Origin of the sequence: Azospirillum cavernae, assembly GCF_003590795.1 — a bacterium.
Taxonomy (GTDB): domain Bacteria; phylum Pseudomonadota; class Alphaproteobacteria; order Azospirillales; family Azospirillaceae; genus Azospirillum; species Azospirillum cavernae.
Genome location: NZ_QYUL01000003.1, coordinates 419,196 through 445,302, shown reverse-complemented (window position 1 = coordinate 445,302; position 26,107 = coordinate 419,196). Strand labels below are relative to the sequence as shown.

Below are 26,107 nucleotides of genomic sequence, written 5' to 3'. Positions count from 1 at the left end.
CAGGTTGCGCCATGGCCGAGACTCTGTTCCGCATCGCCACCTTCAACCTGGAAAGTCTGGACGACGACGTCAGCGATCCGCCCTTCGCCGCGCGCATCGCCACGCTGCGCCCGCAACTGGAACGGCTGTCCGCCGACATCCTGTGTTTGCAGGAGGTGGACGCCCAACACCCGGTCAAAAAAGAGCCGCGCGTCCTGCGCGCCCTAACCCGCTTGCTCGATGGCACCCGCTACGCCGGGTTCCACGTCACGGCGGGCGATGGGCCGTCGCCCGCCGACCGGCACAATCCGGTGCTGGTCAGCCGCTGGCCGATCACGGCGGCCCGCCTGCTGCGCCACGATCTGGTCCCGCCACCGCGCGTCCACCTCGCCACCGCCGTTCCGCCGATGGCGGACGCGGTGGAGGTGTCATGGGACCGTCCGGCGCTTCAGACCGCCATCGCGCTGCCCGGCGGGCGGGTTTTGCACATTTTCAATCTGCATCTGCGCGCGCCGCTGGCCGCCCCGGTGCCGGGGCAAAAGGCCGGGGCCTTCGTTTGGAAAACGGCGGAGGGCTGGGCCGAGGGCTATTATCTGGCCGCTTTGAAACGGGCGGGGCAAGCGCTGGAAACCCGGCTGGCGGTGGACCGGCTGTTCGACGCCGACCCCGACGCCCTGGTGATGGTGGCGGGGGATTGCAACGCAGGCATGGAGCACACGCCGCTGCGGATCCTGTGCGCCGACCTGGAGTCCACCGGCAACCCGGCGCTGGCCGGGCGCGTCCTGTCGCCGTTGGAGCGGATGATTCCGCCCGACCGCCGCTTTTCCGTGCTGCACGCCGGGGCGGCGGTGATGCTGGACCATCTGCTGGTGTCGCCCGGGTTGGCCGGATGGTTCCGCGACGTCGCCATCCACAATGAAGGGTTGAGCGACGAGGTGTTTCACCCCACTGACGCGCGGTCGCCGGAAAGCTACCACGCGCCGATGGTCGCCAGCTTCGCCCTGCCGGGCTGAAGGCGGAGTCCGCTACTCCGCCGCCGCCGCGCCCGCCAGCGCCGCCGCGCGTTCGGCGTCCTTGGCCTTGCGCGCCTTGCGCTTCAGCCACCACATCGCCGTGCCGGTGACGGCGAACAGCGGCGGCAGCACGCCCGACAGGAAGACCAACCACTTCCACAGGGCGCCCAGCCCCTCGCCCGCGTGCAACGGACGCTGCCACGCCAGCAGGGTTTCGCCCAGGCTGTAGCGGACCGGATCGCGGATCTCGACGACACGGGCGGCCCAGGGGTCAACGAAGACGGTGGCCATCGGCGCGCCGTGGCTGTGCCCGGCGGGGGCCAAACCGACCCGATAGGCTTGGTTGGGCCGAGCGGGCGGCGAGACGGAGCGCAGGGTCGCGCCTGGCAGGACGTTGACCGCCAGTTCGACGACCTGATCGACGTCCAGCGGCTTGGCCCCCTTGACCGGCTCCACCGACACTTGGGCGCGCAGGTCGCGGGCCGGGAAGATCGCCGACACACCGTCGCCCAAGGTCTGCGGGAAGGCCAGATAGACGCCCGAAAAGCTCACCACCATGAAGATGACCAGCGACCAGATGCCGACCGCGCCATGCAAATCGCGGTGCAGCCGAACGCCGCGCGCCCCCGCCTTGACCGTGAACGCCGCCTTCCAGCGCCCCGGACGCGGCCACCAGATGATGAGGCCGCTGACGCCCAGCGCCAGCATCGCCACCCCCAGCCAGCCGATGATCTCGCGCCCGCTGCGGTCGCGGATCAAGAAATTGGCGTGCAGCATGTGGACCGTGCGCAAAAAGCCGTCGCCCGGCGTTTGCGACCCGACGACCGCCAGCGACACCGGGTCGATCAACAACACGCCCATCGGTCCCTGCGGCGCGGCTTGCGGCGGCGTCTGCGCTCCTGGTTGTTGGCCCGGTCCACCTTGCGGCGCGCCACGCTCGCCCCCCGGCGGACGGGCGGCGGTCAGGCGGACGGTGACGGGCTTGCCCGGTTCGTCCGGCAGCGTCACGAAACCCGGTTGCGTTCCGGTGGGGGCAGCGCCCTTGGCCGCCGCCAGGATCGCCGAGATCGGCTTGGCCGCGCCCGCTTCCAACGCATAGGTTGGACGGTCGCCGGTCAGATCCCGCAACTCGTCCTCCAGCACCAGGATCGAGCCGGTGATTCCCAGCATGACGAGCGGCAGGCACAAAATCAGCCCGGTCCACAGATGGATGTTCTGAAGCGTGCGGAACCACAGGCGTTGACGCTGCGGCTTGGCGGCGGTGATGGCCATGATGCGTTGCCCTTTTCAAACGGCTGCGGAGACGACGACGCTCAGGTGTCGGCCCAGTGGCGGAGCAGATTGTGGTAAAGCCCGGTCAACTGCACGACCCCGGCATGGTCGGGCAGATCGCCGTTGATTTTTTGAATGGCGGTGTCGAGGTCGAACAGCATGGTCCGCCGCCCGTCGTCGCGAACCATGCTTTGCATCCAGAAAAAGGAGCAGACCCGCGCGCCCCGCGTCACCGGGCGCACCTGATGAAGGCTGGTGGACGGGTACAGCACCATGTCGCCCGCCGGAAGCTTGACCATGTGGACGCCATAGGTGTCCTCCACGGTCAGTTCGCCGCCGTCATACTCGTCGGGGTCGGTGAAGAACAGGGTGGCGGACAGATCGGTGCGCACCCGGTGCGGGGTGCCGGGGATCTGGCGGATGGCGTTGTCGACATGAACGCCGAAGCTCTGGCCCCCGGCGTAGCGGTTGAACAGCGGCGGAAACACCTTCAGCGGCAGGGCCGCCGCCATGAACAGCGGGTTGCGCTCCAGCGCCGCCAAAATGACGTCCCCCAATTGGCGGGCCGCCGGATGCTGTTCCGGAATCTGCATGTTGTCTTTGGTCTTGGCCGATTGATGACCGGCGGTGACGGCGCCATCCACCCAATCGGCCCCGTCCAGAACGCGGCGCGCCTCGGCGACCTGCTCGCCCGTGAGAACGTTGGGAATGTGCAGCAGCATGCGCGTCTCCTGACCTTGGCGCGGGAACGGATGGAAAAAAGCGTCGGGGCCGCCCCATTGCCGCAGAGCGGCCCCGACGTCGCAGTTCGGCCCACCAGGCCGCCGAACAGACCGCTTTTTCGCTCTAGAACTTCACGTTGGTGGTGAACATCGCGGTGCGCCCGGCGCCCGCCACCGCGTGGCCGCCGCCCGAATGCACCCGCTCAATGTAAAATTTGTCGGTCAGGTTGTAGATGTTGACCTGCAACTCGACGCCCGGACGGATCGCGTAAGCGGCCATGGCGTCAAACACCGCGTAATTCGGGATCTTGCCCAGATTGGCGTCGGTCCAATAACGGTCGGCGACATACTGCACGCCGGCGCCGACCTTCAGGTTCCAGGGCAGCTCATAGGTCGACCACAGGCTGAAGGTGTGCTTGGGCGTGCTGGCCAGTTCCTTGCCCTTGTTGGCGGCGGTGAAGGTCTCGACGATCTCGCTGGTTTGATAGGTGTAGCCGCCGAAGACCTGCCACTTGCTGGTCAGATGACCGGCGACGCCCAACTCGAAACCATCGACCCGGCGCACGCCGTTCAACACCTGAACCGTGCCGCCGGGCAGGGTTTCGCGCGCGTCGGTCTTTTCCGTGCGGAACACCGCGCCGGTCAGCGACAGCGCGTCGCCCAACACGTCCCATTTGGCCCCGACCTCGTAGGTCAGGTTTTTTTCCGGCGGGGTGGTTCCGTTCGCCGCCGTCAGGGCCAAGCCCTCCGCCGACGGGTTGTAGGCGGTGGACGCGCTGGCGTAGAGGCTGGCGTTGGGAACCGGCTTGTAGACGATGGCCCCGCGCCAGCTCAGCAGATTGTCGGTGCGGGTCGGGTTCAGCGCGGCAGTGGTCGACGTCGCGGCGATCTTGGTGTCGGTGTGGAAGCGGTCATAACGCAGGCCGCCCGCGATTTCCCACTGCTCGCCGATCTTGACCGTGTCCATGACGTAGAGCGCCGCCGTGGTGCTCTTGGTCTCGCTCTTGGCGCCCAGCGTGCGCGTGCCGCGATAGATGGCGAAGGGGTTGGGATCCGACAGGCTGGTGGTCGCGGCGGTGAAGCTGTAGGGCTGGTTGTCGTAGCTTTCCGCCGCCAACTCCACGCCCGTCACCAACGAATGCTTCAGCCCGCCGGTGGAGAATTTGAAGGTGACGTCGGTCTGGTTGTCCAGGCTTTTCAACGTCGTGTCGCGCGCCGTCGGCGTCCGGGTCATCGTGTTGGTGATGGTCGAAGCGCTGCGCGGCACCGACACGTTGGAATAGCGCTTGGTCTGCGACGCGCGCAGCGTGTTGCGCACGCTGACGACGTCGTTGACTTCATGCTCCAACCGGGCCGTGCCCATGTCGGTGCGGGTGTTTTCGGCGTTCAGATCCTTGAAGCCGTAATAATTCTCCCGCTTCACGTTGGGCAGCGACGTGCCATTGAGCACCGGAATTCCGTAATCGGGGATGTTGTCCTCGACCAGATGCATGTAGCTGAAGGTCAGCTTGGTCGGGCCGCTCAGACCGAACGTCACCGACGGGGCGAAACCCCAGCGGTTGTTCTCGACGACATCGCGCCCGGCGACGCCCGATGCGTGCCCCATCACGTTCAGCCGCACAGCCGCGTCAACGCCGTATTCGGTCAAGGAACGGTTGACGTCGGCGGTGATGCGCTTGGTCCGGTCGGTTCCCAGCGACACCGACCCGGCGGTGATCGCCTCCTTGGCCGGGGCCTTGGTGACGAGGTTGACCGCGCCGCCGGTCGAGCCACGGCCCGACGAGGTGGCCGACGCGCCCTTGATGACCTCGACTTGTTCCAGATTGAAATTGTCGCGGCTGTATTGGCCCTGGTCGCGCATGCCGTCGATGAACAGATCGGTGTTGGCGGCGAAGCCCCGGATTTTCAGATTGTCGCCCTGCGGCCCGCCGCCCTCGCCCGCTGACAAGGTGATGCCCGGCACCGTGCGCAGCACGTCGCGCAGCGTGGTCGCCCCCCGGTCGTCCATCACCTCGCGCGGGATCACCGTGATCGACTGCGGCGTGTCGAGCAGCGGCTCGGTCAGCTTCGGCGACGACGCGCGGTCAGCCTTGTAATCGCCCTGGGGCTTGGCCCCTTCCACCGCGATGGCGGGAAGCTGCTGTTCGCCCGCCGACGGGGTCGCCGTCTGGGCCGAAGCGGGTTGCAAGGCGGTGCAGCTCAAGGCCAAGCCCAGCGCCGCCCCCAGCGCTGGCGACGTGACGATGGGCCGGGACACTCTCATGGACACGAGTACGGCGGTGGACGCTGACACGGAAAATCCCCCCAAACGAGACAAAAGGTCATATGCGATTGGTTCTTAAAATCACTTCGGTTTCGAAGCAAGTCAAAAATGATAATAATTCTTATTCGCTTAAAACAGCAACGCCCGCGTCGAACAAGACGCGGGCGTTGCTGTCGCCATCATCGGGACGAGGTCGGCTATTTCAGAAAAAACTGAACCGGAACAACCAGCTCGATACGCTCCTGCGTCATCTCGTCGGGCGGCGGCGGCAGGGGGGAGGCCCGACGCACCATCTCCAACGTCTCCTCGTCCAGCAACTCATGCCCGGCGCTGCGGTCGAGTTTGACGGCCAAAACCCGCCCTTCGCGGTCGATGGTGAAGCGCACCTGCGCCACCCCTTCCTGGCGGCGGGCCTGGGCCGCGCGCGGGTAACGCTTGTAGCGTTCCAGATGGCTCAACACCCGCCCTTGCCAGGAAGGAGAAACCCGCGCCGGGGCCGTCGATGGCGCCGGAGCCGCCGCCACAGGAGCCGGGGCGGCGACCGGCGGGGCCGCCGTTGGCGTTGTCGGCGCCGCCGGGCGCGGCGGCTTGGGTTTCTCTGGCTTTGGCTTGTCCGGCTGGGGTTTGGGCGTTTCCTTTTTCGGTTCCGGCTTGGGTTTGGGCGGATCGGGCGGCGATTTGGGCAGAACCACTTCCGGCTCAACCACGGGCGGCGGTTCTGGCGGCGGGGGCGGCTCTGGAACAGGTTCCGGAGGTGGCGGCGGTTCGACGACAGGGTCGGGTGGCGGCGGTTCCGGCGGCGGTTCCACCACCGGCTCGGGCGGCGGCGGCGCGGGCGGAACCTCCGCAACCGGAATCGGCTCCGGCGGGGCGACCGGAAGCGGCGCCAATTCCAGCAGCACGGCCGGCGGATCGGCGGCCAAAGGCGTCAGCGGCACATGCCACGCCACCATGGCCAGCGCCGCCGCCGCATGCGCGCCCAAGGCCAGCGCGAGGCTGCCGCCCCAGCGGGTTGCGCCGATGGCCGGGCGCTCGACCGTTTCGCTCCAAGCGCCGGGCGGCCAATCGCTGTGGTGAGACGCCGCCGTCATGGCGAGGGGGCCGCTTCCAGGCCGACCAGGCCGACCTTCAGATATCCGGCCCCGCGCAGGCTGTTCATCACCTCGGTCAACGCCCCGTAATCGACCGACTTGTCGGCGCGCAGGAACACCCGCGCCGTCTTGTCGCCGCCAGACGCGGCGTCCAGCGCGGCGGCCAACCCCTCGCGCGTGGTCTTGACCTCGCCCAGAGACAGGCTTTTGTCGGCTTGGATCGACAGGAACAGCGGCTTGTCCGGGCGCGGCGTCGGCATCGCGGTGGATGCGGGCAGATCAACCGGCACATCCACCGTGGCCAAGGGGGCCGCGACCATGAAGATGATGAGAAGAACCAGAACGACGTCAATGAAGGGCGTGACGTTGATCTCGTGCGTTTCCGCCAGATCGTCGTCGCCCCCGGATCCCAAACGCGCGCCCATCGCCGATCACTCCGCCGCAGCCGAATTGTTGGCCGCCACCGCCGATCCGCGCGGCAGGGCGCGGCGGTCGATGTCCCGGCTCAACAAACGCAGCACGGCGGCGGACGCGTCGGTCAACTGACCCTTGTGCCCGGCGATGGCCCGGCTGCACGCGTTGTAGACGACCACGGCGGGAATCGCCGCCACCAGTCCGATGGCGGTGGCCAACAGCGCCTCGGCGATGCCCGGCGCCACCACGGCCAGATTGGTCGTTTGGGCGCGCGAAATGCCAATGAAGCTGGTCATGATGCCCCACACCGTGCCGAACAGCCCGACAAAGGGGCCGGTCGAGCCGATGGTGGCGAGAATGCCGGTGCCGCGCGCCATCCGCCGCCCCGCCGCCGCCTCGATCCGCTCCAACCGGGAGGCCGCGCGGTCCATCAACCCGTCGCGCGACGGCGCGTCCGCCGATTGGTGGGTTTCCGCCAGCACCGCGCGCACCAGAACCGCCGCCGTCCCCTGGCTGAAGCCGATCCGCTCCGCCGCCTGCGACAGGGAACGCGCGTCTTCCAGCATGGTCAGCGCCGCCCGCGCCTTGCGCCGAGCCGAGGTCAACTCAATGATTTTGGCGATGGCGATGGTCCAGGTGGCGACGGAGGCCAGCGCCAAGCCGATCATCACCGCCTGCACCACGGGGCTGGCCCCCAGGAACATGCCCCAGGGCGACAGATCATGCGGCAGCGTCGCCAAGGCGGCGGCGGTCGTGGTGGCGGGGGCTGGCGGAACCGCCGCGCCCTCCTGCGCCATCGCCGCCCCGGCGGTCAGTGAAACGGCGCATCCGGCAAGGGCCGCAGCGGCGGCGCGAAGGCGATGACGCGATGTCGGCATGACGGTTGAACTCCCCCAGAGCGCGCCCCAAACGCGCGCTGCAAAATCCCTACAAATCTCAGGGCGACGCCCTATGTCTCTATAATGCGAACGAGTCTCAATCGCATCATTAATCGACAGACGGGCGCTGATTTTTTCGCATTGCGGCATGGCGCCATGCCGGATTTCCCGAAGACCACGAGGCGTTTGCCAAAGGCCAGGGCGCTTGTCAATAATGCGACTCATTTTCAATATCATGGTCTTGGCGACAAAGCCAGCCCTTCACCCGGCGATTGACGCGTCAACCCTTGCGGCGCCAAGCTTGGCCCCCATTTGACGCGGTTTGGTTGGGGAGACGGGCCATGGCGCCCCACACAGGTGTTTACGGGTTTCCAGAGTCAGCGACGCAGGCGCAAGACTTGGCGCAGGCTTTGGGCATCCCCTGCCACATCGCGGAATTGCACCGCTTTCCTGATGGGGAAAGCCTCGTCCGGCTGCCCCAGCCGATGGAGCGGGCCATCGTCTACCGTTCGCTCGACCAGCCCAACGACAAGCTGGTGGAACTGACGCTGGCCGCGTCGGTGTTGCGCCGCCAGGGCGCGACCGATCTCTGCCTCGTCGCCCCTTACATGGCTTACATGCGGCAGGACATCGTGTTCAAGCCGGGCGAGCCGGTCAGCCAGACGGTGATCGGCGACTGGCTGGGCCGTTGCTTTGACCGCTTCGTCTGCGTCGAGCCGCATTTGCACCGCACCCCGACGCTGGACGCCGTGTTCGTCGGACGACCGTCCATCGCGTTGAGCGGCGCCGGGCCAATCGTGGCGCGCCTGCGCGCGGATTCCGTCGCCGCCAACACCGTCATCATCGGCCCGGACGAGGAATCCGCGCCGTTGGTTGACGCCATTGCCGGACCGCTGGGGCTGACCGGAATTGTTGGACGCAAGGAGCGGCGCGGCGACCGCGACGTGACCGTCGCCCTGCCCGCCGACGCGTCATTGACGGGGCGTCCGGTGGTGATCGTCGATGACGTCATCAGTTCTGGCGAGACCATCTTTTCCTGTGGGCGGGCGGCGCGGGCGCTGGGCGCGGCGTCGCTGCGGGTGTTCGGAGTCCACGCTCTGTTCCCCGAAGGCGTCGCCCATCGTTTCGTGACGGAGGGGTTTGGCGCGCCGCTGTCTTGCGACGGAGTGCCGCACCCAAGCAACGCCCTGCCCCTCGCGCCCCTGTTGGCCGACGCAATTCTGGGGTTTTGGGAAGAATAATCCGCATTTGTGGTTTGTTTCGATCAACATTTTGTGTGTTACGAAAACAAACGATCAAGGTGAGCGCTCTGACGGTTTTGCAACCCATATCGCTCTTGGGCGCCTGCATTCCGTCGCATTGGCACGCACTCTGAAGAGCCGTATAAATGTCATTGTTGTAACGCGACGGCAGCCCAGGACACCCTAAAAACCGCCGCGAAAACAGGCGGATGCATCATGAGCGGCATGACCACCGGCCAACGGGCCGACGCGGCGTTTTTCGGGCTGACCGAAAACGAACGGACACTTCTGGAATCCATGGGGCGGCTGATCGACGCGCAACTCCCAGCGCTGTCGGAGCGGTTCTACGCGCATCTGACGCGCTGGCCGACCATGAAGACGCTGTTGGACACTCATGGCAACCTCAACCGCTTGAAGACCACCCAGGCTGACCATTGGCGCCGCCTGTTCCGCGATGTTGGATCGGCGGAGCATGAGGCCCGCTGCCACGCCGTCGGTTTGGCGCACCAGCGCATCGGCCTGGAACCCTCCTGGTACATCGGCGCCTACGCCATCGCGCTCAGCGATCTGGTCGGCATCGTCCGCAAGGCGCTGCGCTGGCGGCCCAGAACGGCGGACGCGGCGGTGGCGGCGGTCATCCGGGCGGTGTCCTTCGATCTGGACCGCACCTTGGCCGTCTACACCCAGTCGCAGACCTCGCTGCAAACCAGCAAGGCGATGGACGGCGTCGCCGCCGCCCTGATGGACCGCACGGTGGAGGCCGCCATCGCCATCAACGATTCCGCCGTCGCCAACGCCCACATGGTGGGCCAGTTGCGCGCGGTCGATCATGAATCCCAGGCCATCGCCGCCGCGACCGAAGAAACCGTCACCGGCATTCAAGAGATTTGGGCGCGCAGCCGCGAGGTGGCGACGCTGGCGACCGAGGCGCAAAGCGTGACGGCGGACGGCGGGCGCACCGTCACCGACGCCGTGGGGCGCATGGGGGTGATCGCCGACGCGGTGCAAAGCGCGGCGCGGCGCGTCAGCGAATTGTCCGTCGCCTCCGAACGCATCGCCGAAATCGTCTCCACCATCGAGGCCATCGCCAAGCAGACCAACCTGCTGGCGCTGAACGCCACCATCGAGGCGGCGCGCGCGGGCGAAGCGGGCAAGGGTTTCGCCGTCGTCGCCAGCGAGGTGAAAGGCCTGTCCAACCAGACCGCGCGGGCGACCGAAGACATCCGCCTGCGCATCGAAGGTCTGAAAAGCGAAATGAGCGCCATCATCACCTCGATGGAGGATGGCACCCGCGCCGTTCAGGGCGGGCAGGAGGCGATCCGCGCGGTCAGCGACCGCATGGCCGACATCGGCCATCACATCGACCGCACCGAACAGCGCATGTCGGACATCGCCAGCGTGCTGACCCAGCAATCCGCCGCCGCGAACGAGGTCGCCGCCGGAACCGCCCGCATCGCCGAAAGCAGCGCCGCCAACAGCGCGTCGATCCTGCGCAGCGTCGAGGCGACGCGCGGCGTCGAAACCCTGCTGGGCAACCAGTTGAAGGTGCTGTTCGAGCAGGACATCCCCGGCAAGATCATCAAGATCGCCAAGGTCGATCACGTCATTTGGAAAAAACGTTTGGCCGACATGCTGGTCGGGCTGGAAACCTTGCGGGCCGACGAACTGGCCAGCCATGAAAATTGCCGGTTGGGCAAATGGTATTACGGCCCGGCCTCGTTGCCCTACCGAAACAGCCCGGATTTCGCCCGCCTGGAAGCGCCGCACCGCAGCGTCCACGATCACGGCAAGGCGGCGGCCAAGGCCTACGCCGACGGCGACATGCCTCGCGCTTTGCAGGAGGTGACTGAGGTGGAACGCGCCTCCGCCGACGTCATCGCCGTTCTCGACGCGCTGGATCGGCGCGGGCCGGTCGGGGCGACGCCAAGCTCCGCCGTCGCTTTCTGACAACGTCCCCGCCGCCCGGCCTTGAACGCCGGGCGGCGGCGGTCGTCGAGTTTAGGGAAAATCGCGAACCGTGTGCAGATGGTTCAACGGGCCGTGGCCATGGCCCAAGCCCGGCGCGGTCAAAATCGCCGTTTCCACATAGGCCCGCGCGCGGGCGACCGCGTCGTGCGTGTTCAATCCCTGCGCCAGACCGGCGGCGATGGCCGAGGCCAGGGTGCAGCCGGTGCCGTGGGTGTGGGGCGTGTGAATCCGCGCGCCCTCGAACACGGTCTCGCCGTCTTCGCTCAACAGCAGGTCATAGAGCCGGTCATCCTCCAGATGCCCGCCCTTCAGCAGCACCGCGCGGGGGCCGAAGGTCAGGATCAGTTTGGCGGCTTGGCGCATGCCGTCCAGATCGCGGATCGGCACGTCGGTCAACGCCTCGGCCTCCGGCAGATTGGGGGTGACGATGGCCGCCAGCGGCAGCAGCCGTTTGCGCAGAGTCAGCACCGCGTCCGGCTCCAGCAGAAAATGGCCGCTCTTGGCGATCATCACCGGATCGACGACCAGCGGAACGTTGCCGCCCTGCGCCTCATACTCCGTCGCCACCGCTTCGATGACGGCGGCGTTGGCCAGCATGCCGATCTTCACCGCGTCGGCGCCGATGTCCTCCAGCACCACCTTCATCTGAAGCGCGACGAAGGCCGGATCAATCGGCAAGACGCCATAGACGCCTTGGGTGTTCTGCGCCGTCAACGCGGCGATGGCGGTGGCGGCGTAGGCCCCCAGCGCGCTGACCGTCTTGATGTCGGCCTGGATGCCGGCGCCGCCACCCGAATCCGACCCGGCGACGATCAGAACGCGACCCTTCATGATGCGGCTCCCGCTGCGGAAGTTTCGGCGCTGACCCGGATGGACTCAGCGATGTCGGCGACCACCTGAAGGACCAAGGCCTCGTCGTCGCCCTCGGCCATCACGCGGATCAAGGGTTCGGTGCCCGATTTGCGGATCAGCAGACGCCCGCTGTCGGCCAGACGTGCCTCGCCGTCGCGGATGGCGCTTTGCACCATCTTGTCGTCCAGCGGCGTGGAACCGGGGGAAAAGCGCACGTTGGTCAGCTTTTGCGGCACCGGGGCGAAGACGCGGCACAGCTCGCTGGCCGGGCGGCCGTTCGACTGGATCAGCACCGCCAGAACCTGAAGCGCGGCGATCAACCCGTCGCCGGTCGTCGAGTAATCGGACAGCACGACATGGCCCGACTGCTCGCCACCGACGTTGTAACCGCGCTCCCGCATCATTTCGACGACGTAACGGTCGCCGACCGGCGTGCGCGCCAGATGCAGGCCAAGGCCGGTGAGGTGCCGCTCCATGCCGAGATTCGACATGACCGTCGCCACCACCCCGCCGCCGCGCAGCGTCTGCGACGCCGCCCAGGACGACGCGATCAACGTCATCAACTGGTCGCCGTCAATCGGGCGCCCGGCCTCGTCCACCATAATCAGGCGGTCGGCGTCGCCGTCCAGCGCGATGCCCAGATCGGCGGCGTGGAAGATCACCTGCTCTTGCAGGCTTTGCGTGGCGGTGGCGCCGCAGCCCTTGTTGATGTTGGTGCCGTCGGGGCTGACGCCGATGGGAATGACCTCCGCCCCCAGCTCATACAGCACCTTGGGCGCGACGCGGTAGGCGGCGCCGTTGGCGCAGTCGATGACGATCTTCAGCCCGTCCAACCGCAGGCCGCGCGGAAAGGTGTTCTTCACATATTCGATGTAACGCCCGGTCGCGTCCTCCATCCGGCTGGCGCGGCCCAGGTCGGGCGATCCGGCCAGATCGGGGGCGAAGGGCTGGCCCATCCGGGTTTCGATGGCGATCTCCACCTCGTCCGACAGCTTGTAGCCGTCGGGGCCGAACAACTTGATGCCGTTGTCCTGATAGGGGTTGTGCGAGGCCGAGATCACCACGCCCATGTCGGCGCGCAACGACCGCGTCAGCATGGCCACCGCCGGGGTCGGCAGCGGCCCGACCAGCACGACGTCCATGCCCATCGAGATGAAACCGGCGGTCAGCGCCGGTTCCAGCAAATAGCCGGACAGGCGCGTGTCCTTGCCGATCACCACCCGGTGGCGGTGGTTGCCCCGGCGGAATTGCAGCGCCGTCGCCATCGCCACCCGCAACGCCGTTTCGGCGGTCATCGGATCGACGTTGGCCGTGCCGCGAATGCCATCGGTGCCGAACAGGTGTCGCGTCATGGGAAAACCTCGGGAAGAAACGTGAAGCCGTCGCCCAATCCACCCGCGCAAGCGGTGATGACGGAGCGATGACGCTGCTTCTTGGCCCCTCGCCGCCCCTGCGGTCAAGCCTCGTCACAAAGGCGTCAGGGCAACCCCTTATGGATCGCGACGATCCGTCGTCAGACCGGATGCAGCGCTTCCCACACGGCGCGGGCTTGGGCGGTTTCGGCGACGTCATGGACGCGCAGCATCTGCGCCCCTTGGTTGAGCGAGTCGAGACCGGCGGCCAGCGACCCGGCCAACCGCGCCCGTGGCGGCTCGCCGCGCGACAATTGCCCGATGAAGCTCTTGCGCGACAGCGCGATCAGCAGCGGGCAGCCCAGCGCGTGGTACAGCGCCGCGTGGCGCAAAATCTCGACATTGTGCGCCGCCGTCTTGCCAAAGCCGATGCCGGGATCCACCGCGATCTTGTCCAGCGCCACCCCGGCGGCGACGCAGGCCGCCACCCGCGCCTCCAGCCAATCGAACAGGTCGAGCGCGGCGTCGCGGTACTGCGGGTCGCTCTGCATGGTGCCGGGTTCGCCCTGCATGTGCATCAGCACCACCGGCGCGCCCGATTTGGCCACCACCGGCAGGGCCAGCGGATCGGCCAGCCCCGCGACGTCGTTGATGAGGCGCGCGCCCGCGCCGATGGCCGCCGCCATGACGCGGGCGTGGCGGGTGTCCACCGACACGGCCACGCCTTTGGCGGCGAAATGGCGGATCACCGGCAGGACGCGCGCCTCCTCCACATCGGGGGGGACGGGGGCCGCGCCGGGACGGGTGGATTCGCCGCCGATGTCGAGGATGTCGGCCCCCGCCGCGACCAACGCCTCGCCATGGGCGATGGCGGCGGCAGGGTCGAGGAAGTCGCCGCCGTCGGAAAAGCTGTCGGGCGTGACGTTGACGATGCCCATCAGGCGCGGTCGGCTCAGATCGACCCCGGCGAAGGCCGGGCGGGCGCGGGTCAGCGCGCCAAGCTGGCGATCCAGCCTTTCCGCCACCCCCCGCGACCGCTCCCACCCCCAGGCGAGAATTTCCGACAGCGGGGCGAAGGCGCGCTCGATCCGGTCCGCGCCGTCGGGGCGGTCAAGCTGTCGGACGATCAATTCAGCGGCGGCGAACGAAAAACGCCCGCCCGCCAACGGCACCGCCGCGCCCTTGGCCCAGGCGGCCAGCGGCATCAGCCCGACCGGGCGCAAGTAAACCCGCACCCCCTCCTCCCCCGCCCACGGGCAGAAGGCGGCAAGCGATCCGCAAGCCGATTTGGCGGCGGGTTTGGCGGGGGGAGGAATGGGCGGCATCGGGCAAGCCTCGCGACAAGGGGCGTCGCCTCGTTCCTGGCACGGCAAGGGGCCTGCGCGCAAGCCGCAAGCCCCTCATCACGATCATGCCCTCAACGCTCCGCCGACAACGCCGTCGCGGACAAAAAGCCCGCTCACGCGTCGGCGTTGGATCCCGGCAGCATCCGCGTCAGCACGTCGTCGCGGCGTACATAGTGATGCCACAGCGCCGCCGCCGCGTGCAGACCGGCCAGCGCCAAAATCAGGTTGGCGGCAAGCTCGTGCAACTCCTTGACCGTGCGGCCCAGTTCGCGATCCGGCGCGAAGGGGGCCGGGATGGTGAACAGGCCGAAGAAGGTCAGCGTGTCGCCGCGCAGCCATGTCAGAACGACGCCGATGACCGGAATGGCGATCATCAAGGCGTACAGCCCAAGATGGGCGAGTTGGGCCAGCCGCTGCTCATTCACCGACATCGACGACGGCAGATTGGGCGCGCCCCGCGTCAGGCGCAAGCCAAGCCGCGCCACGACGGCCCCGGCCAGCAGAAGCCCGAAGGAGATGTGAAGCCACCAGACCATCGCGCGCTCTGGAGTGCCGCGAGCGTACAGATCCTCGGCGAAGGTGATGCCGTAAAGACCGATGACCAGCAAAAAAATCAGCCAGTGCAGCCCCTTTTGCGACGGGCTGTAGGAGGATGTCGCCATGGAAGGCTCCAGGTTGGGTGATGGCGCGTCGCGCTGGGCGCACGCCAACAATCAGGAGAGAAGGACGGGATCAAGCCCCGCCGTGACAGGTGCATGACCCTAAAGCCCCCTTCCTGAACCCGCGCTGAACGGCCCGACCGGCGACGGCTTCCCCGTCTTCACCTGTGACCGAGGAAGCCGTCCCACCTCATTGCGGGCTGTGCGCGACGACGAAGTCGCGCAGGACCACCACCAATTCCTCGGCGTGGCGGTCATGCCCGTGGGCGCGGGCGTCGGCGATGTCCTCCACCAGGATCTCCGCGATCCGCATGGGTCCATCGGGGCTGTGGGCCAAACAACAGCCCATTTCCGCCGCGATGATGCTCGGCACATGTTCGTGTTCGGCGATGGCCTCGACCTCGGCCTCGGTCAAGTCGCTCAAGCCGATGCAGTCTTTAATCGTCAACATGGCGCGTTCCTCCCAGAACGGCCGAACGCCGGTCGCGTCGGAACCATCGACCGTCGGGGAGGGCGCCCCCGCCAAACAAGCGGCGGGAGCGTCGCGCGCCGATCAGTGGGTCATCAGCACCGGCAATCCGGCGTGATTGAGCACGTAACGAGTGACGCCGCCAAGGATCATTTCCCGCATCCGGCTGTGCCCGTACCCCCCCATAACAAGGAGGTCGGCTTTCAGTTCCACGGCTTTTTCAACGACCGCCTCTCCGACGGGTTTTGATCCAGGCTTCAACACTGTCAGCGCGGGATTGACCCCCTGCCAAGTCAGATATTCGGCAATGCGACGCCCTGCCGCAGCGTCCGTCGCCGAGGTTTCGGCGGTCAGCACCATCACCTGATCGGCGCTGCGCAGGAAGGGCAAGGCGGCGGACACCGCGCGGGCGGATTCGATCTTGCCGTTCCAGGCGACGGCGACCTGATGCCCGATGCCGTCGGGCAGAGTCTTCGGCACAATCAGCAACGGACGACCGGCGCTCAACAGCGCGGTTTCCATGGTGGCGTAACCCTGGGTGTCGGCGTCCAGCGTGGTTTGGGCGAAGACGATCAGATCGGCCAGACGGCCTTCCTGCGGCACGACGTCTTCCACCCGGCCAACGACGTCGCGCCAAGCGGCGGACGGCGTCTCGACCCCGTTGGGGGCGTCGCGCAGCTCGACGCCAGCCTCACCCACGGCGGCGTCGAAGACGCGGCGGGCGGCGGCGCGGTGCGTGCTCGACTCGCCTTCCGCCGCGCGCATGATTTCGTCCACCATGGCGCCCGACATGCCTTCGCCCAGCATCGGCACCGCGTCGCGCGGGTCGAGCGTCACGAACAGGCCGACGACATGGGCGTCAAAGTCACGGGCGACCAACAGGGCGGCCTTCATCGCCACCGCGTCGTTGTCGCCGCCGCCAAGCGGAACCAGAATGGTTTTGTAGGTCATGAACATCCTCCCGAGCCGGATCGAGCGGCCCTCTCGGACGGTGGAGGCCGTGTTCGCCGGATTGACCGGCCAAACGGCGGCCCCCATCGTCATTCTTCGGTCACGCGCGCGTGGCTGACAACAGGACCGAGGCCAGCGGCGCGCCGCCCGTCTGGTGAAATTACACCAACCTTTTCAGCGCCTCGGCAAGCACATCCGACGCAACCCTGCCCGTGTCCAGACGCGTCCAGCGCATGTCGCCCAAATCGTAGGTTTCCTGCCGTTTCACCACATCCGCCGTCGCGTCGGAGGCGTCGTTGCGGCGATTGGTCACACGTTGCGCGCGCAGGTTGAGCGGCGCGTCAAGCCACAGCCCATCGAACCGCACCGCTGCGGCGGCGGCCACGGACTCGAACAGCGCCCGTTCGTCCGGGCTGGCGCACACCGCGTCGATCACCACGGCCTGACCGGCGGACAAGGCCAACCGCGCCCGCTCCGCCAGCCCGTCATACACCCGCGCGGTGAGATCCGGGGCGTAGGCGTCTGGCGGCAAACGGTCGGTTTCGGCCACCCCGCACAGGCGTTTGCGCAGAACGTCGCTGCGCAGGACCAGCGCCCCCGGCGCGCCGCCCAAATCCGGCGCGACCCCACGGGCCAGCCGCGACTTGCCGCTGCCCGACAGGCCGCCGACCGCCACCAGCCGGGGCGGCGGCGGCTCCAGCGCGGCGATGGCGTCGTCGAGATAACGGCGGGCCTCCGCTTGAGCCGCCGCGTCGGGGGCCAGTTCGTCCGCCGCCGCCAGCACCTTCGCCCGGATCGCCGCGCGGGCGGACAGGAACAGCGGCAAGGTCGCCACCCCGCCAACGTCGCCGGTTTCCTCGACGTAACGGTTCAGCACGGCGTTGCCCAACGGACGCAGGCCGCGATGATCCAGATCCATCAACAGAAAGGCGAGGTCATAAAAGACGTCGGTGACGGCCAGCGATTCGTCGAACTCGATGGCGTCGAACAGGGTCGGCCCATCGTCCAGCAGCACGATGTTGCGCAAATGAAGGTCGCCATGGCAATGCCGGACGAAGCCGTCGCGCCGCCGATCCCCCAGCACCGCCCGCAGCCGGTCGAGCGCCGCCGCCGTGCGCTCGCCCAACCGCGCCACCCGGTCGGCGGGAAACAAGGCGGGAAAGCTTTGCAGCGCGTCGATGTTGCCATCGACCACCGCGCGCATCCCCGCCAGACCGCCGCCGTCGCGCCGAGGCTCCGCCGCCGCGTGAAAGGCGGCGATCCGTTCGGCCAAGGCCCGCATGATGGAGGGCGTCAAGGCTTGACGTTCGGCCATTCGCTCGAACAGCGCCTCGTCGGGGAAGCGCCGCATCGTCACCACCCAATCGACGGCCTCGGCGTTGGCCGCAGCGTCCACCCCGTCCGACAGCGGAGCCAGACGCAAGCCGCCATCCACCCCGCGCAGAATCGCCTGAACGCCCAAATACAGGGACGGCGCGGTGCGGCGGTTGATCGCCAGTTCGGCCAGACAGGCGACCCGGCGCTTCTCCGCCGTCGCGTAATCCAGATAGGGATAGCGCACGGCCCGCTTCAGCTTGTAAGCGCGCTCCCCCACCAGAAAGACCATGGCGGCGTGGGTGTCCACCCGCGTCACCGCAGCCCCATCATGGTGGCGCGGGTCGTTCAGAAAGGCGATCGCCTCCTGCGGCTGCGGCGTGGCGTGATCCGTGTTCATGGCGCTCAAACTAGCAGTTTCGTCGTCTGTTCGTCCCTACCACTTTCGAGCTTGAATTGTGGCGACGGACAACGACATTCTGGGTTGCAGCACCGCTTCGCCGGAGGGTACGCCTGTGAGCCGTCCGTCCGTCTTTCACGACACACAACCGCCCTGGGCCTGCCTGGGCGGCGCGGCGACGCTGCTTGCCCTGTTTTGCGTCCTGCTCAGCCCCGCCAGCGCGGCCCCGACCAGCCAAAGCATGGTTGGCGCGCCGTCGAATCGCCTGGACCATTGGACGCTTGGCGATCTGGCGTATGGCCTGCCCGCCCTCGACGCCCCGTCCAACGATCGCAAGCTGAGCGACAGCCGCCTGTCTGGCCTGAACAACAAGATGCGCCTTGGCGGCTCGCTGATGCCCGCCATCGAGGCCTATGCGACCATCCGCCCATGGATCGGGATGGGCGACGGCGGTGGCGGGCGGGCGCTGACCGGCGGCGGCCTCGGCTCCAGCGGCGCGGGCGGGGTCATGGGCGGCGTTCTCATCGACGTGCCGCTTGGCTCCTTCGTCTTCACCCCCAGTTTCGGCGCCAGTCTTGGCCCGACCAATCTGCCGCGCGGGCAACGCGACGCGGGCGCCACCACGGAATTCCGCTCGCAATTGGAACTGGGCTACGTCTTCGACAACAAGTCGCGCTTCAGTCTTGGCTACAGCCGAATCGCCACCGACGGCAACGCCGTTGATCCGACCACCGCGCCGAACAACGTGTTTGGCTTTTATTACCGTTTGCCTTTCGGCGGACCATGAACAAGCCCGAACATGGAGCGCTCCGGCGAATATGCCGCAGTCAATCCAGACCACAACCACCCACCTCACACATTCCTTAACCACATCTTAATCATGGTTCGTTCTATTGATCGTGGAATGAACGCTCCCGGGGAATCACCAATGGCCACCAAGCGCAAGACCGCCGCCTCCGCTCCCGCCGCCACCGTTGCCGAGGCTCTCGCCAACACCGGCGTTCCCGCCAACGCTGGCATTGAGACCGTGATTGAAACCGGCGCGGACGTCGTTCTGCGCACCAACTTCGCCGTCGTCGAACAGGACAGCATCGCCCTGCTCCACGCCGCCAGCCTGCTGTTGGAGGCCGAAGGCCCCGATAATGTCAGCGTCGCGCTCGACCACAATCTGAAGCTCTGGATCGCCATCAAGACGGTTCTGAGCAACGACGCCTGCACGCTGGAACCGGACGTGAAGGCCAACCTGCGCAATCTGGCGCAGTATGTCGTCTCCACCACGATGGAGGCCACGGAAGGCGCGATTGAAGAGCGTCGTCTGGTCTCGCTCGCCCGCATCAACATGAGCATCTCCGAAGGGCTTCTGCGCGGTCAGCAGAACAAGATCGTTCAGGAACGCGCCTATGAGATCTGGGAAGCCGAAGGCCGCCCCGAGGGCCAGGAGCAAGCCCATTGGCTGCGCGCCGAGGCCGAGATCACCGGCCTCCTGAAAGGCTGAACAAACACAAGTCCATAAGGCCGCAGGGCCGCCATTCCGCCCGAACATGCCCGCCCGCGTCGCGACACCGTGACGCGGGCGGCTTTGTTTTGATAGGGTCGATGAATTGTGACTCCCCCTCCCGGCCCAACGTCCATTCCGCATGTTCGGGTGGACAACACCCCGCTCGGCATCGCATCGATGTTCGGCTCGGTGTTTCTGTTTTCGATCATGAACGTGCTGGTGAAGCTCCTGATGGATCGCTTCTCCGTGACCGAAGTCGCGTTCTTTCGCAGCCTGTTCGCGTTGCTCCCGGTCTGCCTCGCCATTCACCTGAGCGGCGGGTTCCGAACCGCCCTGCGAACGGCGCGCCCGATGGGGCATCTCACCCGCTCGCTGATCGGGCTGTCGACGATGATCGCCATGTTCTGGTCCTTTCATTTGCTGCCGCTGGGCGACGCCATCGCCTTGAACTTCGCCGCGCCGCTGTTCTTGACGGCGCTGTCGGTGCCGATGCTGAACGAGAAGGTCGGCATCCACCGCTGGAGCGCTGTGCTGGTCGGTTTTTCCGGCGTGGTCATCATCGCCAAGCCCAGCGGCGATCTGCTCAGCCTCGGCGTTTTGGTGGCGTTGATCGGCGCCTTCTGCAACGCCACGGCGATGATCACCATCCGCCAGCTCAGCAAGTCCGAGGCGTCCAACACCATCGTCTTTTACTTCACCCTGTTGACCACGGTTCTGGTGGGGTTGGCCCTGCCATTTTCCTGGACGACGCCCAGCCCGACCGAATGGGCGATGCTGACCGCCATGGGCCTGTTGGGCGGCTGCGCGCAATTGCTGATGACGCGCGCCTATTCGCTGGCCCCCGCCGCTGTGGTCGCGCCGCTGACCTACAGTTCGTTGTTGATCGCGGTTCTGTTTGGTTGGCTGCTGTGGGGCGACGTGCCAACCGCGTCCATGGGGCTGGGCGCCGCCGTGGTGATGGTGAGCGGCCTTTACATTCTGCACCGCGAAACCCGGCGCAACGCCACCCCCTCGCGCCCGCCCCCGGCGGGATCGGACGACTGACCGTTGGCGATTTTTTCCGCTGCGGCCCTCGCCTTGCGTCACACTGTCGCCATGTCGGGATGATGTGCTGTAGCATCGCCGTGACGCCCGCCACGCGCCGCCGCGCGGGCCGGGTTGGAGGAAAGCCGGGATGACGCAGAAGGACCAGACGACCGCGTCGGCGGACCCGACCGACCCCAACGACGCTTCCCCGCCGGTCGAGCCGCGCGCGCGCCTGTGGCAGGCCGGGGCCGCCCTGCTGTGGGAGGCGCTGGGTCCGGCGCTGTGGGCGCCGCTGACCCTTCTGGGCGCGTTCCTGGCGCTGGCGCTGTTCAACCCGCTGCCCAGCCTGCCGGGCTGGCTGCACGCCGCCCTGCTTGTCCTTTTGCTGGGCGCCGTAATCGCCACCGCCGCGCGCGGCCTGCGCCGCCTGGCCCTGCCCAGCAAGGCCGAGGCGCTGCGCCGGCTGGAGCGCGACAGCGACCTGCCGCACCGCCCGCTCTCCACCCTGCGCGATCGCCCCGCCGGGGACGATCCCATGGCCGTGGCCCTGTGGCGGTTGCACCAGGAGCGGGTCCGCGCCGCTCTCGGCCGGTTGCGGGTGTCGTGGCCGCGCTCCCTTGTGCCGTCGCGCGACCCCTTTGCCCTGCGCGCCTTGGTCATCCTGTTGGTGGTGGTCGCCGGGGGCGTCGGCTGGGGCGACTGGCGGCCCCGTTTGACAGCGGCGCTGTGGCCGCGCTTTGACGGCGGCAGCGGCGGCGCCAGCGCCGCGCTCGACCTCTGGATCGCGCCGCCCGATTACACCAACCTGCCGCCGGTCTTTTTGAAGACCCGCGCCGGGGCCGGAAACAGCGACGCCGCCGCGAACGCCCAACCGCTGGCGGTTCCCACCGGCAGTCTGGTGATGGCCCGCGTCAGCGGCGGCGGCGTCCCGCCGGTTCTGGAACTGGCCAACCATGCCACGCCTTTCGAGACGGTGGACGCCGCCGCCTTCCAGATCCAGCGCCCGATCGTCGGCGGAACCCGCATCGCGGTGCTTCAGGACGGGCGGCTTCTGGGAAGCTGGCCGGTGCGCGTCGTCCCCGATCTGCCGCCGCAGATCGCCCACGCCAGCCCCCCGGCGGCGGGGGAACGCGGGGCGTTGCGCCTGGATTACGCCGCCCGCGACGATTACGGGCTGGCCGAGGTGAAGGCCCGCATTCGCCCAATGCCCGATGGTCAAACGGGCGACGTCGCCGACGGCGCGCCGCTGGACTTGCCGCTCGCCCTGCCCGGCCTGCGCCCGAAAGAGGCGCGCAACAGCGGCTTTCACGATCTGACCGCTCATCCTTGGGCTGGCCTGCCGGTCGCCGTTCGGCTGATCGCCACCGATGGCGGCGGGCAGACCGGCCAGTCGGACGAGTCGCCCCTCATTCTGCCCGAACGGACCTTCAACCATCCGGTCGCTCGCGCGATCATCGAGCAGCGGAAAACTCTGACCCGCCGCCCGCAAGCGGCCCGGACCGAGGTCGCCCGCGCGCTGGCGGAGATTTCGGCGCGGCCCAGCCAGTACGGCCATGATCTGGTCGCCTTCCTCGCCCTGCGCGCCGCCGTCGCCCGATTGATGCTGGACCGCGTTGACGCCGCCGCCGTTCCCGCCGTGCAGGCTCTGTTGTGGGAAACCGCTTTGCGCGTCGAGGATGGCGGGCTGTCGCTGGCCGAACGCGACCTGCGCGAGGCCGAACGCCGCCTGTCCGAAGCGCTCGACAAGGGGGCCAGCGACGCCGACCTCAACCAGTTGATGGACGAATTGCAGGCCGCGCTCGACGCGTTCATGAACGCCATGGAACAGAGGATGATGGACGCGCTGCAACGCGGCGAACAGGTTCCGACCATCCCCCCCGAACTGGCCGACCGCATGACCGACCGCAACGATCTTCAGCAGATGCTGGACCGCATGCGGGAGATGGCGCAGACCGGATCGCGCGACGCCGCCCGGCAAATGCTGTCGGAGTTGCAGAAAATGCTGGAAAGCATGCAGTCGGGCGCGATGGCCCAACAGGGCCAGCCGAACGGCCAAAACGACTCCTGGCAAATGATGCAGGAGTTGCAAGCGCTCAGCCAGCAGCAGCAACAGCTTCTCGACCAGAGCTTTCGCCAGTCGCAGGACGCGCTGAACCAACCCCAACAACAGCCCGGCCAGCAAGGGCCGCGCGGTCGCCAACAGCCGGGCCAATCCGGGCAACAGGGCCGCAACAGCCCCAACGGCAAGCCCGGTGAGATGACCGGCAGCCCGACCCTGCAAAAGCAGGCCGAACAGCAGGAGGCGTTGCGCCGCCAGTTGGGCGAATTGATGCGCCGGATGGGCGAGCAGTCCGGCGGCGAGATCCCCCGCCCGCTGGGTCAGGCCGAACGCGCCATGCGCGACGCCGCCCAGGCCTTGCAGCAAGGCTCCCCCGGCGCCGCCGTGCCCTCGCAAACCCAGGCGATGGACGCGTTGCAGCAGGGGATGCAAAGCATGGCCGAACAGTTGGCCAACCAGATGGCCCGGCAAGGGGGGCAGGGCGGCCCGGCCATGATGGGCCAGTCGGGTCAGCCGCAGCCCCGACCGGGCCGGGGCCGCGACCCGCTGGGCCGTCGCCCATCCGGCATGGGCAGCCAGGACGCCAACGACGTCAAGATCCCCGAACAGTCAGAGCTTCAGCGCGCCCGCGAAATCCTCGACGAGCTGCGCCGCCGCTCTGGCCAATACAGCCGCCCGCAGCCGGAACGTGAATACATCGACCGGCTGCTGAAGCGGTTCTGATCCTCCTTGCCGTTTGACGATCACGCCGCCCGATGGATCGGGGTCAGACCAGCGGTCAAACGATGGAACGCCTCACGGTAGGCCTCGGCGTCCGCCGGGCTGAGTTGGAAGCGCACATGCGCCTCCCCCCCATTCTGGCTGAGCGTCGTGAAGGGCAACGCCAGCGGCGCGCCGTCCAGACGCAACACCCCCTCGTCCAACAGCGTTTCGTTCGACTCCAATCTCAGCGTGGCCCCGCCTTCCGACAGATTCAGCACGCGGGCGGAACGCGGAGCGCCGACGCCCTCGATCCGGGCGGCGATTTGCACGGCGAAGCGCGGCTGGCGGCGGCGATCCACATCCTGGGTCGCCGTGCGCACCACCCGCACCAGGGTGCCGCGCAGGGTGTCGATGCTGCCCGACACGCTGGACGCGACCTCGCGGACGGTGGACGCGTGCCGCCCGGTGGCGTCGGCTTCGGTCGAGACCTGACTGATGCGGCGTGACACCTCCTGCACGGCGACGGAGGTTTCCTGCACGTTGCGGGCGATTTCCTGGGTGGCGGAGGATTGCTCCTCCATCGCGGCGGCGATGGCGGCGGACACTTGGTCGATTTCGGAAATCGAGCGCCCGATGCTGTCCACCGCCGTCACCGTGCCGTTCGTCACCGCCTGAATGTCGGCGATGCGGCGGCCAATGTCTTCGGTGGCGCCCGCCGTCTGGTTGGCGAGGTTTTTGACCTCGCTCGCCACCACGGCGAACCCCTTGCCCGCCTCCCCCGCCCGCGCGGCTTCGATGGTGGCGTTCAGCGCCAGCAGATTGGTTTGCTGGGCGATTCGCTGAATCAGCACGGCGACCTCGCCAATCTGATCGACGGCGGCGGACAGGGACCGCACCGATTCTTGCGTCGCCCGACCCTGCTCCGCCGCGCGTTGCGACACATCGCTGGCTTGCGCGACCTGCGAGGAGATTTCGCGAATCGAGGCGCTCAGCTGCTCGGTCGCGGCGGCGACGGTCTGGGCGTTGCTCAGGGCCTGTTCCGCCGCCGCCGCGACGCTTTGCGAATCGGCGCTGACATGCGCCGCCGACTCCGCCATCGCCGCCGCGCTTTCATCCATCCGGCGGGTTTGTTCGGCCACGCGGTTGACCGCCGAACGGCTTTCCCCCTCGACCGTGGACGCCATGCCTTCCAGCGCCGCCAATTTGGCGGCTTCGGCCTTGACCTGCTCCTCCTCCTGAAGCGTGCGCAGGCGCAAGGTTTCCAAGCCGTTGTCGCGGAAGACGCCGACGGCCCGCGCCATCGCCCCGACCTCATCGCCACGATCCTGATCGGGCACGAGGCTGCCATAGTCGCCCTGCGCCATCACCCCCATCAACGCGGTCAAGCGCCGCACCGGAATGGTGATCGACCGGCCAATCAGATAGCCGCCCAACGACAGCGCCGCCAACAGCCCGACCACCGACGCCATCAGCAGGGTGTGAATCTCGTCTTGAGTCGTCAACACCGCGTCACGGTCGCGGTCGGCGGCGGCGAAGGCGGCGGTTTCAGCCGCAAGGGCGCGGGTTGCGGCGGCGTCGAACTTGGCGTCGCTGTCGGCCCGCGCCACGGCCAACGCGTCGGCGCCGTCGGCGAAGGCGTTGACCGTGGTGACGTAATCCTCCAACAGCCGAGTCACCTCCTCTTTCAGGCGGTCCAGCAACGGCGCGGTTTTCAGGATCTCCAGGACCTCTGTGCGGCGTTCGGCGATCTGCCCCATGTAGCGGGCGCGCTCGCCGCGCAGCATGTAATCCTTTTCGTGCCGCCGCATTTGCAACAGCAGCACCATCATCTGGTTGACCACCTCCAGCCGCGTGCCGATGGAGTCGGCCCGGATCTCGTCGAAGCGCTTTTCCACCGTGCGCACGGCGGTGCGCAGGCGCAATTGCAGCCCATGATTTTCGGTGACGCCCAATGTTTCCACCCGATCATGGATCGTCGCGGTGGTCGCCAGATAGGCCATGACCAGGGGCGAGAGGTCAGCGCTGTTCAGCGCCGCGACGTCGTCGGCGGCGCGGCTCCGCAGGGCGTCCAGGCGCCCTTGGGAATCGGCGTTGCGGACCAGAACGTAACGGTCAAGCGCCTGCTTGTGCGCCAGAATCCCCCGCCCAACGCTTTGCGCCAACCGGGCGTCATTCTGACTGCGCTGCGCCGACAGCAAATCCCGCTCGGTTCGCTGAAAGGCCAGTTGATTGGCCAACAGCAACGCGAGCAACCCAACCGCCATCAAAGCCTGCAAGGCGATCAGCCGCGCCGTGATCGACAGCTTAACTCTCATAGAAGCACCCTCCCCCGCGCCGAAGGCGATCAAAATCAGAAAATCGGCAATTTTTATTGCTTCAGTTTTTTGAACTTTATGTTACATTTTGATGAACTCTTTTGTGACCTTTGTTTGCACCATAATGAATAGAGCGAATGGAATTTCCAGAACTTTCTGACGTCGAAACAATATTTCTATAGATCTTTCGTTTGTTATAAAACGGACACGGGAGCACTTCCGGCGTTAAAAATTGTCTTTGTTCATGAAAACTGAAGAGGCCAACCCGGCGCAAAATCTTAGCCCGCCGCGCCCTCGGGGGCGCCCCCAGCTTGGCAACTCCA

21 protein-coding genes are annotated in these 26,107 nt (G+C 67.4%); 7 read left to right on the top strand and 14 right to left on the bottom strand.

Going from position 1 to position 26,107, the window contains the following annotated elements; genetic code table 11:
• Positions 1-11 precede the first annotated feature (11 nt).
• Entirely contained in the window at positions 12-992 is a 981-nt protein-coding gene (locus D3877_RS21725) for an endonuclease/exonuclease/phosphatase family protein (RefSeq protein ID WP_119832859.1), read from the top strand.
• A 12-nt stretch (positions 993-1,004) separates the two neighbouring features.
• On the opposite strand, the gene D3877_RS21720 is transcribed toward D3877_RS21725, so the two are convergent.
• The 6 genes from D3877_RS21720 to exbB all read right to left on the bottom strand — a co-directional run bounded on the left by D3877_RS21720 (position 1,005) and on the right by exbB (position 7,632).
• Positions 1,005-2,264 carry a PepSY-associated TM helix domain-containing protein gene (locus D3877_RS21720; RefSeq protein ID WP_119832858.1) on the bottom strand — a complete coding sequence of 420 codons (1,260 nt, stop codon included), beginning with the start codon at positions 2,262-2,264 and terminating at the stop codon, positions 1,005-1,007.
• A 41-nt stretch (positions 2,265-2,305) separates the two neighbouring features.
• A complete protein-coding gene (locus D3877_RS21715; RefSeq protein ID WP_119832857.1) occupies positions 2,306-2,986 on the bottom strand; it encodes a Fe2+-dependent dioxygenase in 681 nt (226 codons plus the stop codon).
• A gap of 124 nt (positions 2,987-3,110) precedes the next feature.
• The gene (locus D3877_RS21710) at positions 3,111-5,249 is read right to left on the bottom strand and encodes a TonB-dependent receptor (protein ID WP_119832856.1); all 2,139 of its coding nucleotides are present in this window, start codon (positions 5,247-5,249) and stop codon (positions 3,111-3,113) included.
• Between the two features lie 197 nt (positions 5,250-5,446).
• The gene (locus D3877_RS21705; RefSeq protein WP_119832855.1) at positions 5,447-6,340 is read right to left on the bottom strand and encodes an energy transducer TonB family protein; all 894 of its coding nucleotides are present in this window, start codon (positions 6,338-6,340) and stop codon (positions 5,447-5,449) included.
• Positions 6,337-6,765 carry a TonB system transport protein ExbD gene (gene exbD / locus D3877_RS21700; protein WP_119832854.1) on the bottom strand — a complete coding sequence of 143 codons (429 nt, stop codon included), beginning with the start codon at positions 6,763-6,765 and terminating at the stop codon, positions 6,337-6,339. The genes D3877_RS21705 and exbD overlap by 4 nt, the downstream gene beginning before the upstream one ends.
• A 6-nt stretch (positions 6,766-6,771) precedes the next feature.
• Positions 6,772-7,632 (bottom strand): tonB-system energizer ExbB, encoded by an 861-nt coding sequence (gene exbB / locus D3877_RS21695; RefSeq protein ID WP_119832853.1) that lies wholly within the window; start codon positions 7,630-7,632, stop codon positions 6,772-6,774.
• A gap of 341 nt (positions 7,633-7,973) precedes the next feature.
• Here exbB and prs point away from each other — a divergent pair, with 341 nt between their 5' ends.
• The gene (prs, locus tag D3877_RS21690; RefSeq protein ID WP_119832852.1) at positions 7,974-8,873 is read left to right on the top strand and encodes a ribose-phosphate diphosphokinase; all 900 of its coding nucleotides are present in this window, start codon (positions 7,974-7,976) and stop codon (positions 8,871-8,873) included.
• 216 nt (positions 8,874-9,089) lie between these two features.
• Positions 9,090-10,820: a methyl-accepting chemotaxis protein gene (locus tag D3877_RS21685; RefSeq protein ID WP_119832851.1), complete on the top strand. Its 1,731-nt coding sequence runs from the start codon at positions 9,090-9,092 to the stop codon at positions 10,818-10,820.
• 51 nt (positions 10,821-10,871) lie between these two features.
• On the opposite strand, the gene thiD is transcribed toward D3877_RS21685, so the two are convergent.
• From thiD to D3877_RS21650, 7 genes are all read right to left on the bottom strand, one after another.
• Complete coding sequence (thiD, locus tag D3877_RS21680) at positions 10,872-11,672, bottom strand: bifunctional hydroxymethylpyrimidine kinase/phosphomethylpyrimidine kinase (RefSeq protein ID WP_119832850.1); 801 nt, start codon at positions 11,670-11,672, stop codon at positions 10,872-10,874.
• A complete protein-coding gene (glmM, locus tag D3877_RS21675) occupies positions 11,669-13,045 on the bottom strand; it encodes a phosphoglucosamine mutase (RefSeq protein ID WP_119832849.1) in 1,377 nt (458 codons plus the stop codon). Before glmM ends, thiD begins: the two co-directional genes overlap by 4 nt.
• Positions 13,046-13,206: 161 nt before the next feature.
• On the bottom strand, positions 13,207-14,370 hold the full coding sequence (folP, locus tag D3877_RS21670; RefSeq protein ID WP_119832848.1) for a dihydropteroate synthase: 1,164 nt from the start codon (positions 14,368-14,370) through the stop codon (positions 13,207-13,209).
• A gap of 134 nt (positions 14,371-14,504) precedes the next feature.
• Entirely contained in the window at positions 14,505-15,053 is a 549-nt protein-coding gene (locus D3877_RS21665) for a cytochrome b (RefSeq protein ID WP_119832847.1), read from the bottom strand.
• 187 nt (positions 15,054-15,240) lie between these two features.
• Positions 15,241-15,501 carry a hypothetical protein gene (locus D3877_RS21660; RefSeq protein WP_119833150.1) on the bottom strand — a complete coding sequence of 87 codons (261 nt, stop codon included), beginning with the start codon at positions 15,499-15,501 and terminating at the stop codon, positions 15,241-15,243.
• Between the two features lie 102 nt (positions 15,502-15,603).
• Positions 15,604-16,470, bottom strand: coding sequence for a universal stress protein (locus D3877_RS21655; RefSeq protein ID WP_119833149.1), 867 nt, complete (start codon positions 16,468-16,470; stop codon positions 15,604-15,606).
• A 160-nt stretch (positions 16,471-16,630) separates the two neighbouring features.
• Positions 16,631-18,184 (bottom strand): bifunctional aminoglycoside phosphotransferase/ATP-binding protein, encoded by a 1,554-nt coding sequence (locus tag D3877_RS21650; protein ID WP_119832846.1) that lies wholly within the window; start codon positions 18,182-18,184, stop codon positions 16,631-16,633.
• A 115-nt stretch (positions 18,185-18,299) separates the two neighbouring features.
• Here D3877_RS21650 and D3877_RS21645 point away from each other — a divergent pair, with 115 nt between their 5' ends.
• From D3877_RS21645 to D3877_RS21630, 4 genes are all read left to right on the top strand, one after another.
• Positions 18,300-18,971 carry an acyloxyacyl hydrolase gene (locus D3877_RS21645; RefSeq protein WP_238475022.1) on the top strand — a complete coding sequence of 224 codons (672 nt, stop codon included), beginning with the start codon at positions 18,300-18,302 and terminating at the stop codon, positions 18,969-18,971.
• Positions 18,972-19,112: 141 nt separating this feature from the next.
• On the top strand, positions 19,113-19,679 hold the full coding sequence (locus D3877_RS21640) for a DUF2934 domain-containing protein (RefSeq protein ID WP_119832845.1): 567 nt from the start codon (positions 19,113-19,115) through the stop codon (positions 19,677-19,679).
• A 150-nt stretch (positions 19,680-19,829) separates the two neighbouring features.
• The gene (locus tag D3877_RS21635) at positions 19,830-20,726 is read left to right on the top strand and encodes a DMT family transporter (RefSeq protein WP_238475021.1); all 897 of its coding nucleotides are present in this window, start codon (positions 19,830-19,832) and stop codon (positions 20,724-20,726) included.
• 130 nt (positions 20,727-20,856) lie between these two features.
• Complete coding sequence (locus D3877_RS21630) at positions 20,857-23,490, top strand: TIGR02302 family protein (protein WP_119832843.1); 2,634 nt, start codon at positions 20,857-20,859, stop codon at positions 23,488-23,490.
• A gap of 20 nt (positions 23,491-23,510) precedes the next feature.
• Here the strand turns inward: D3877_RS21630 and D3877_RS21625 are convergent, their stop codons facing one another.
• Complete coding sequence (locus D3877_RS21625) at positions 23,511-25,784, bottom strand: methyl-accepting chemotaxis protein (protein WP_119832842.1); 2,274 nt, start codon at positions 25,782-25,784, stop codon at positions 23,511-23,513.
• Between the last annotated feature and the right edge of the window lie 323 nt (positions 25,785-26,107).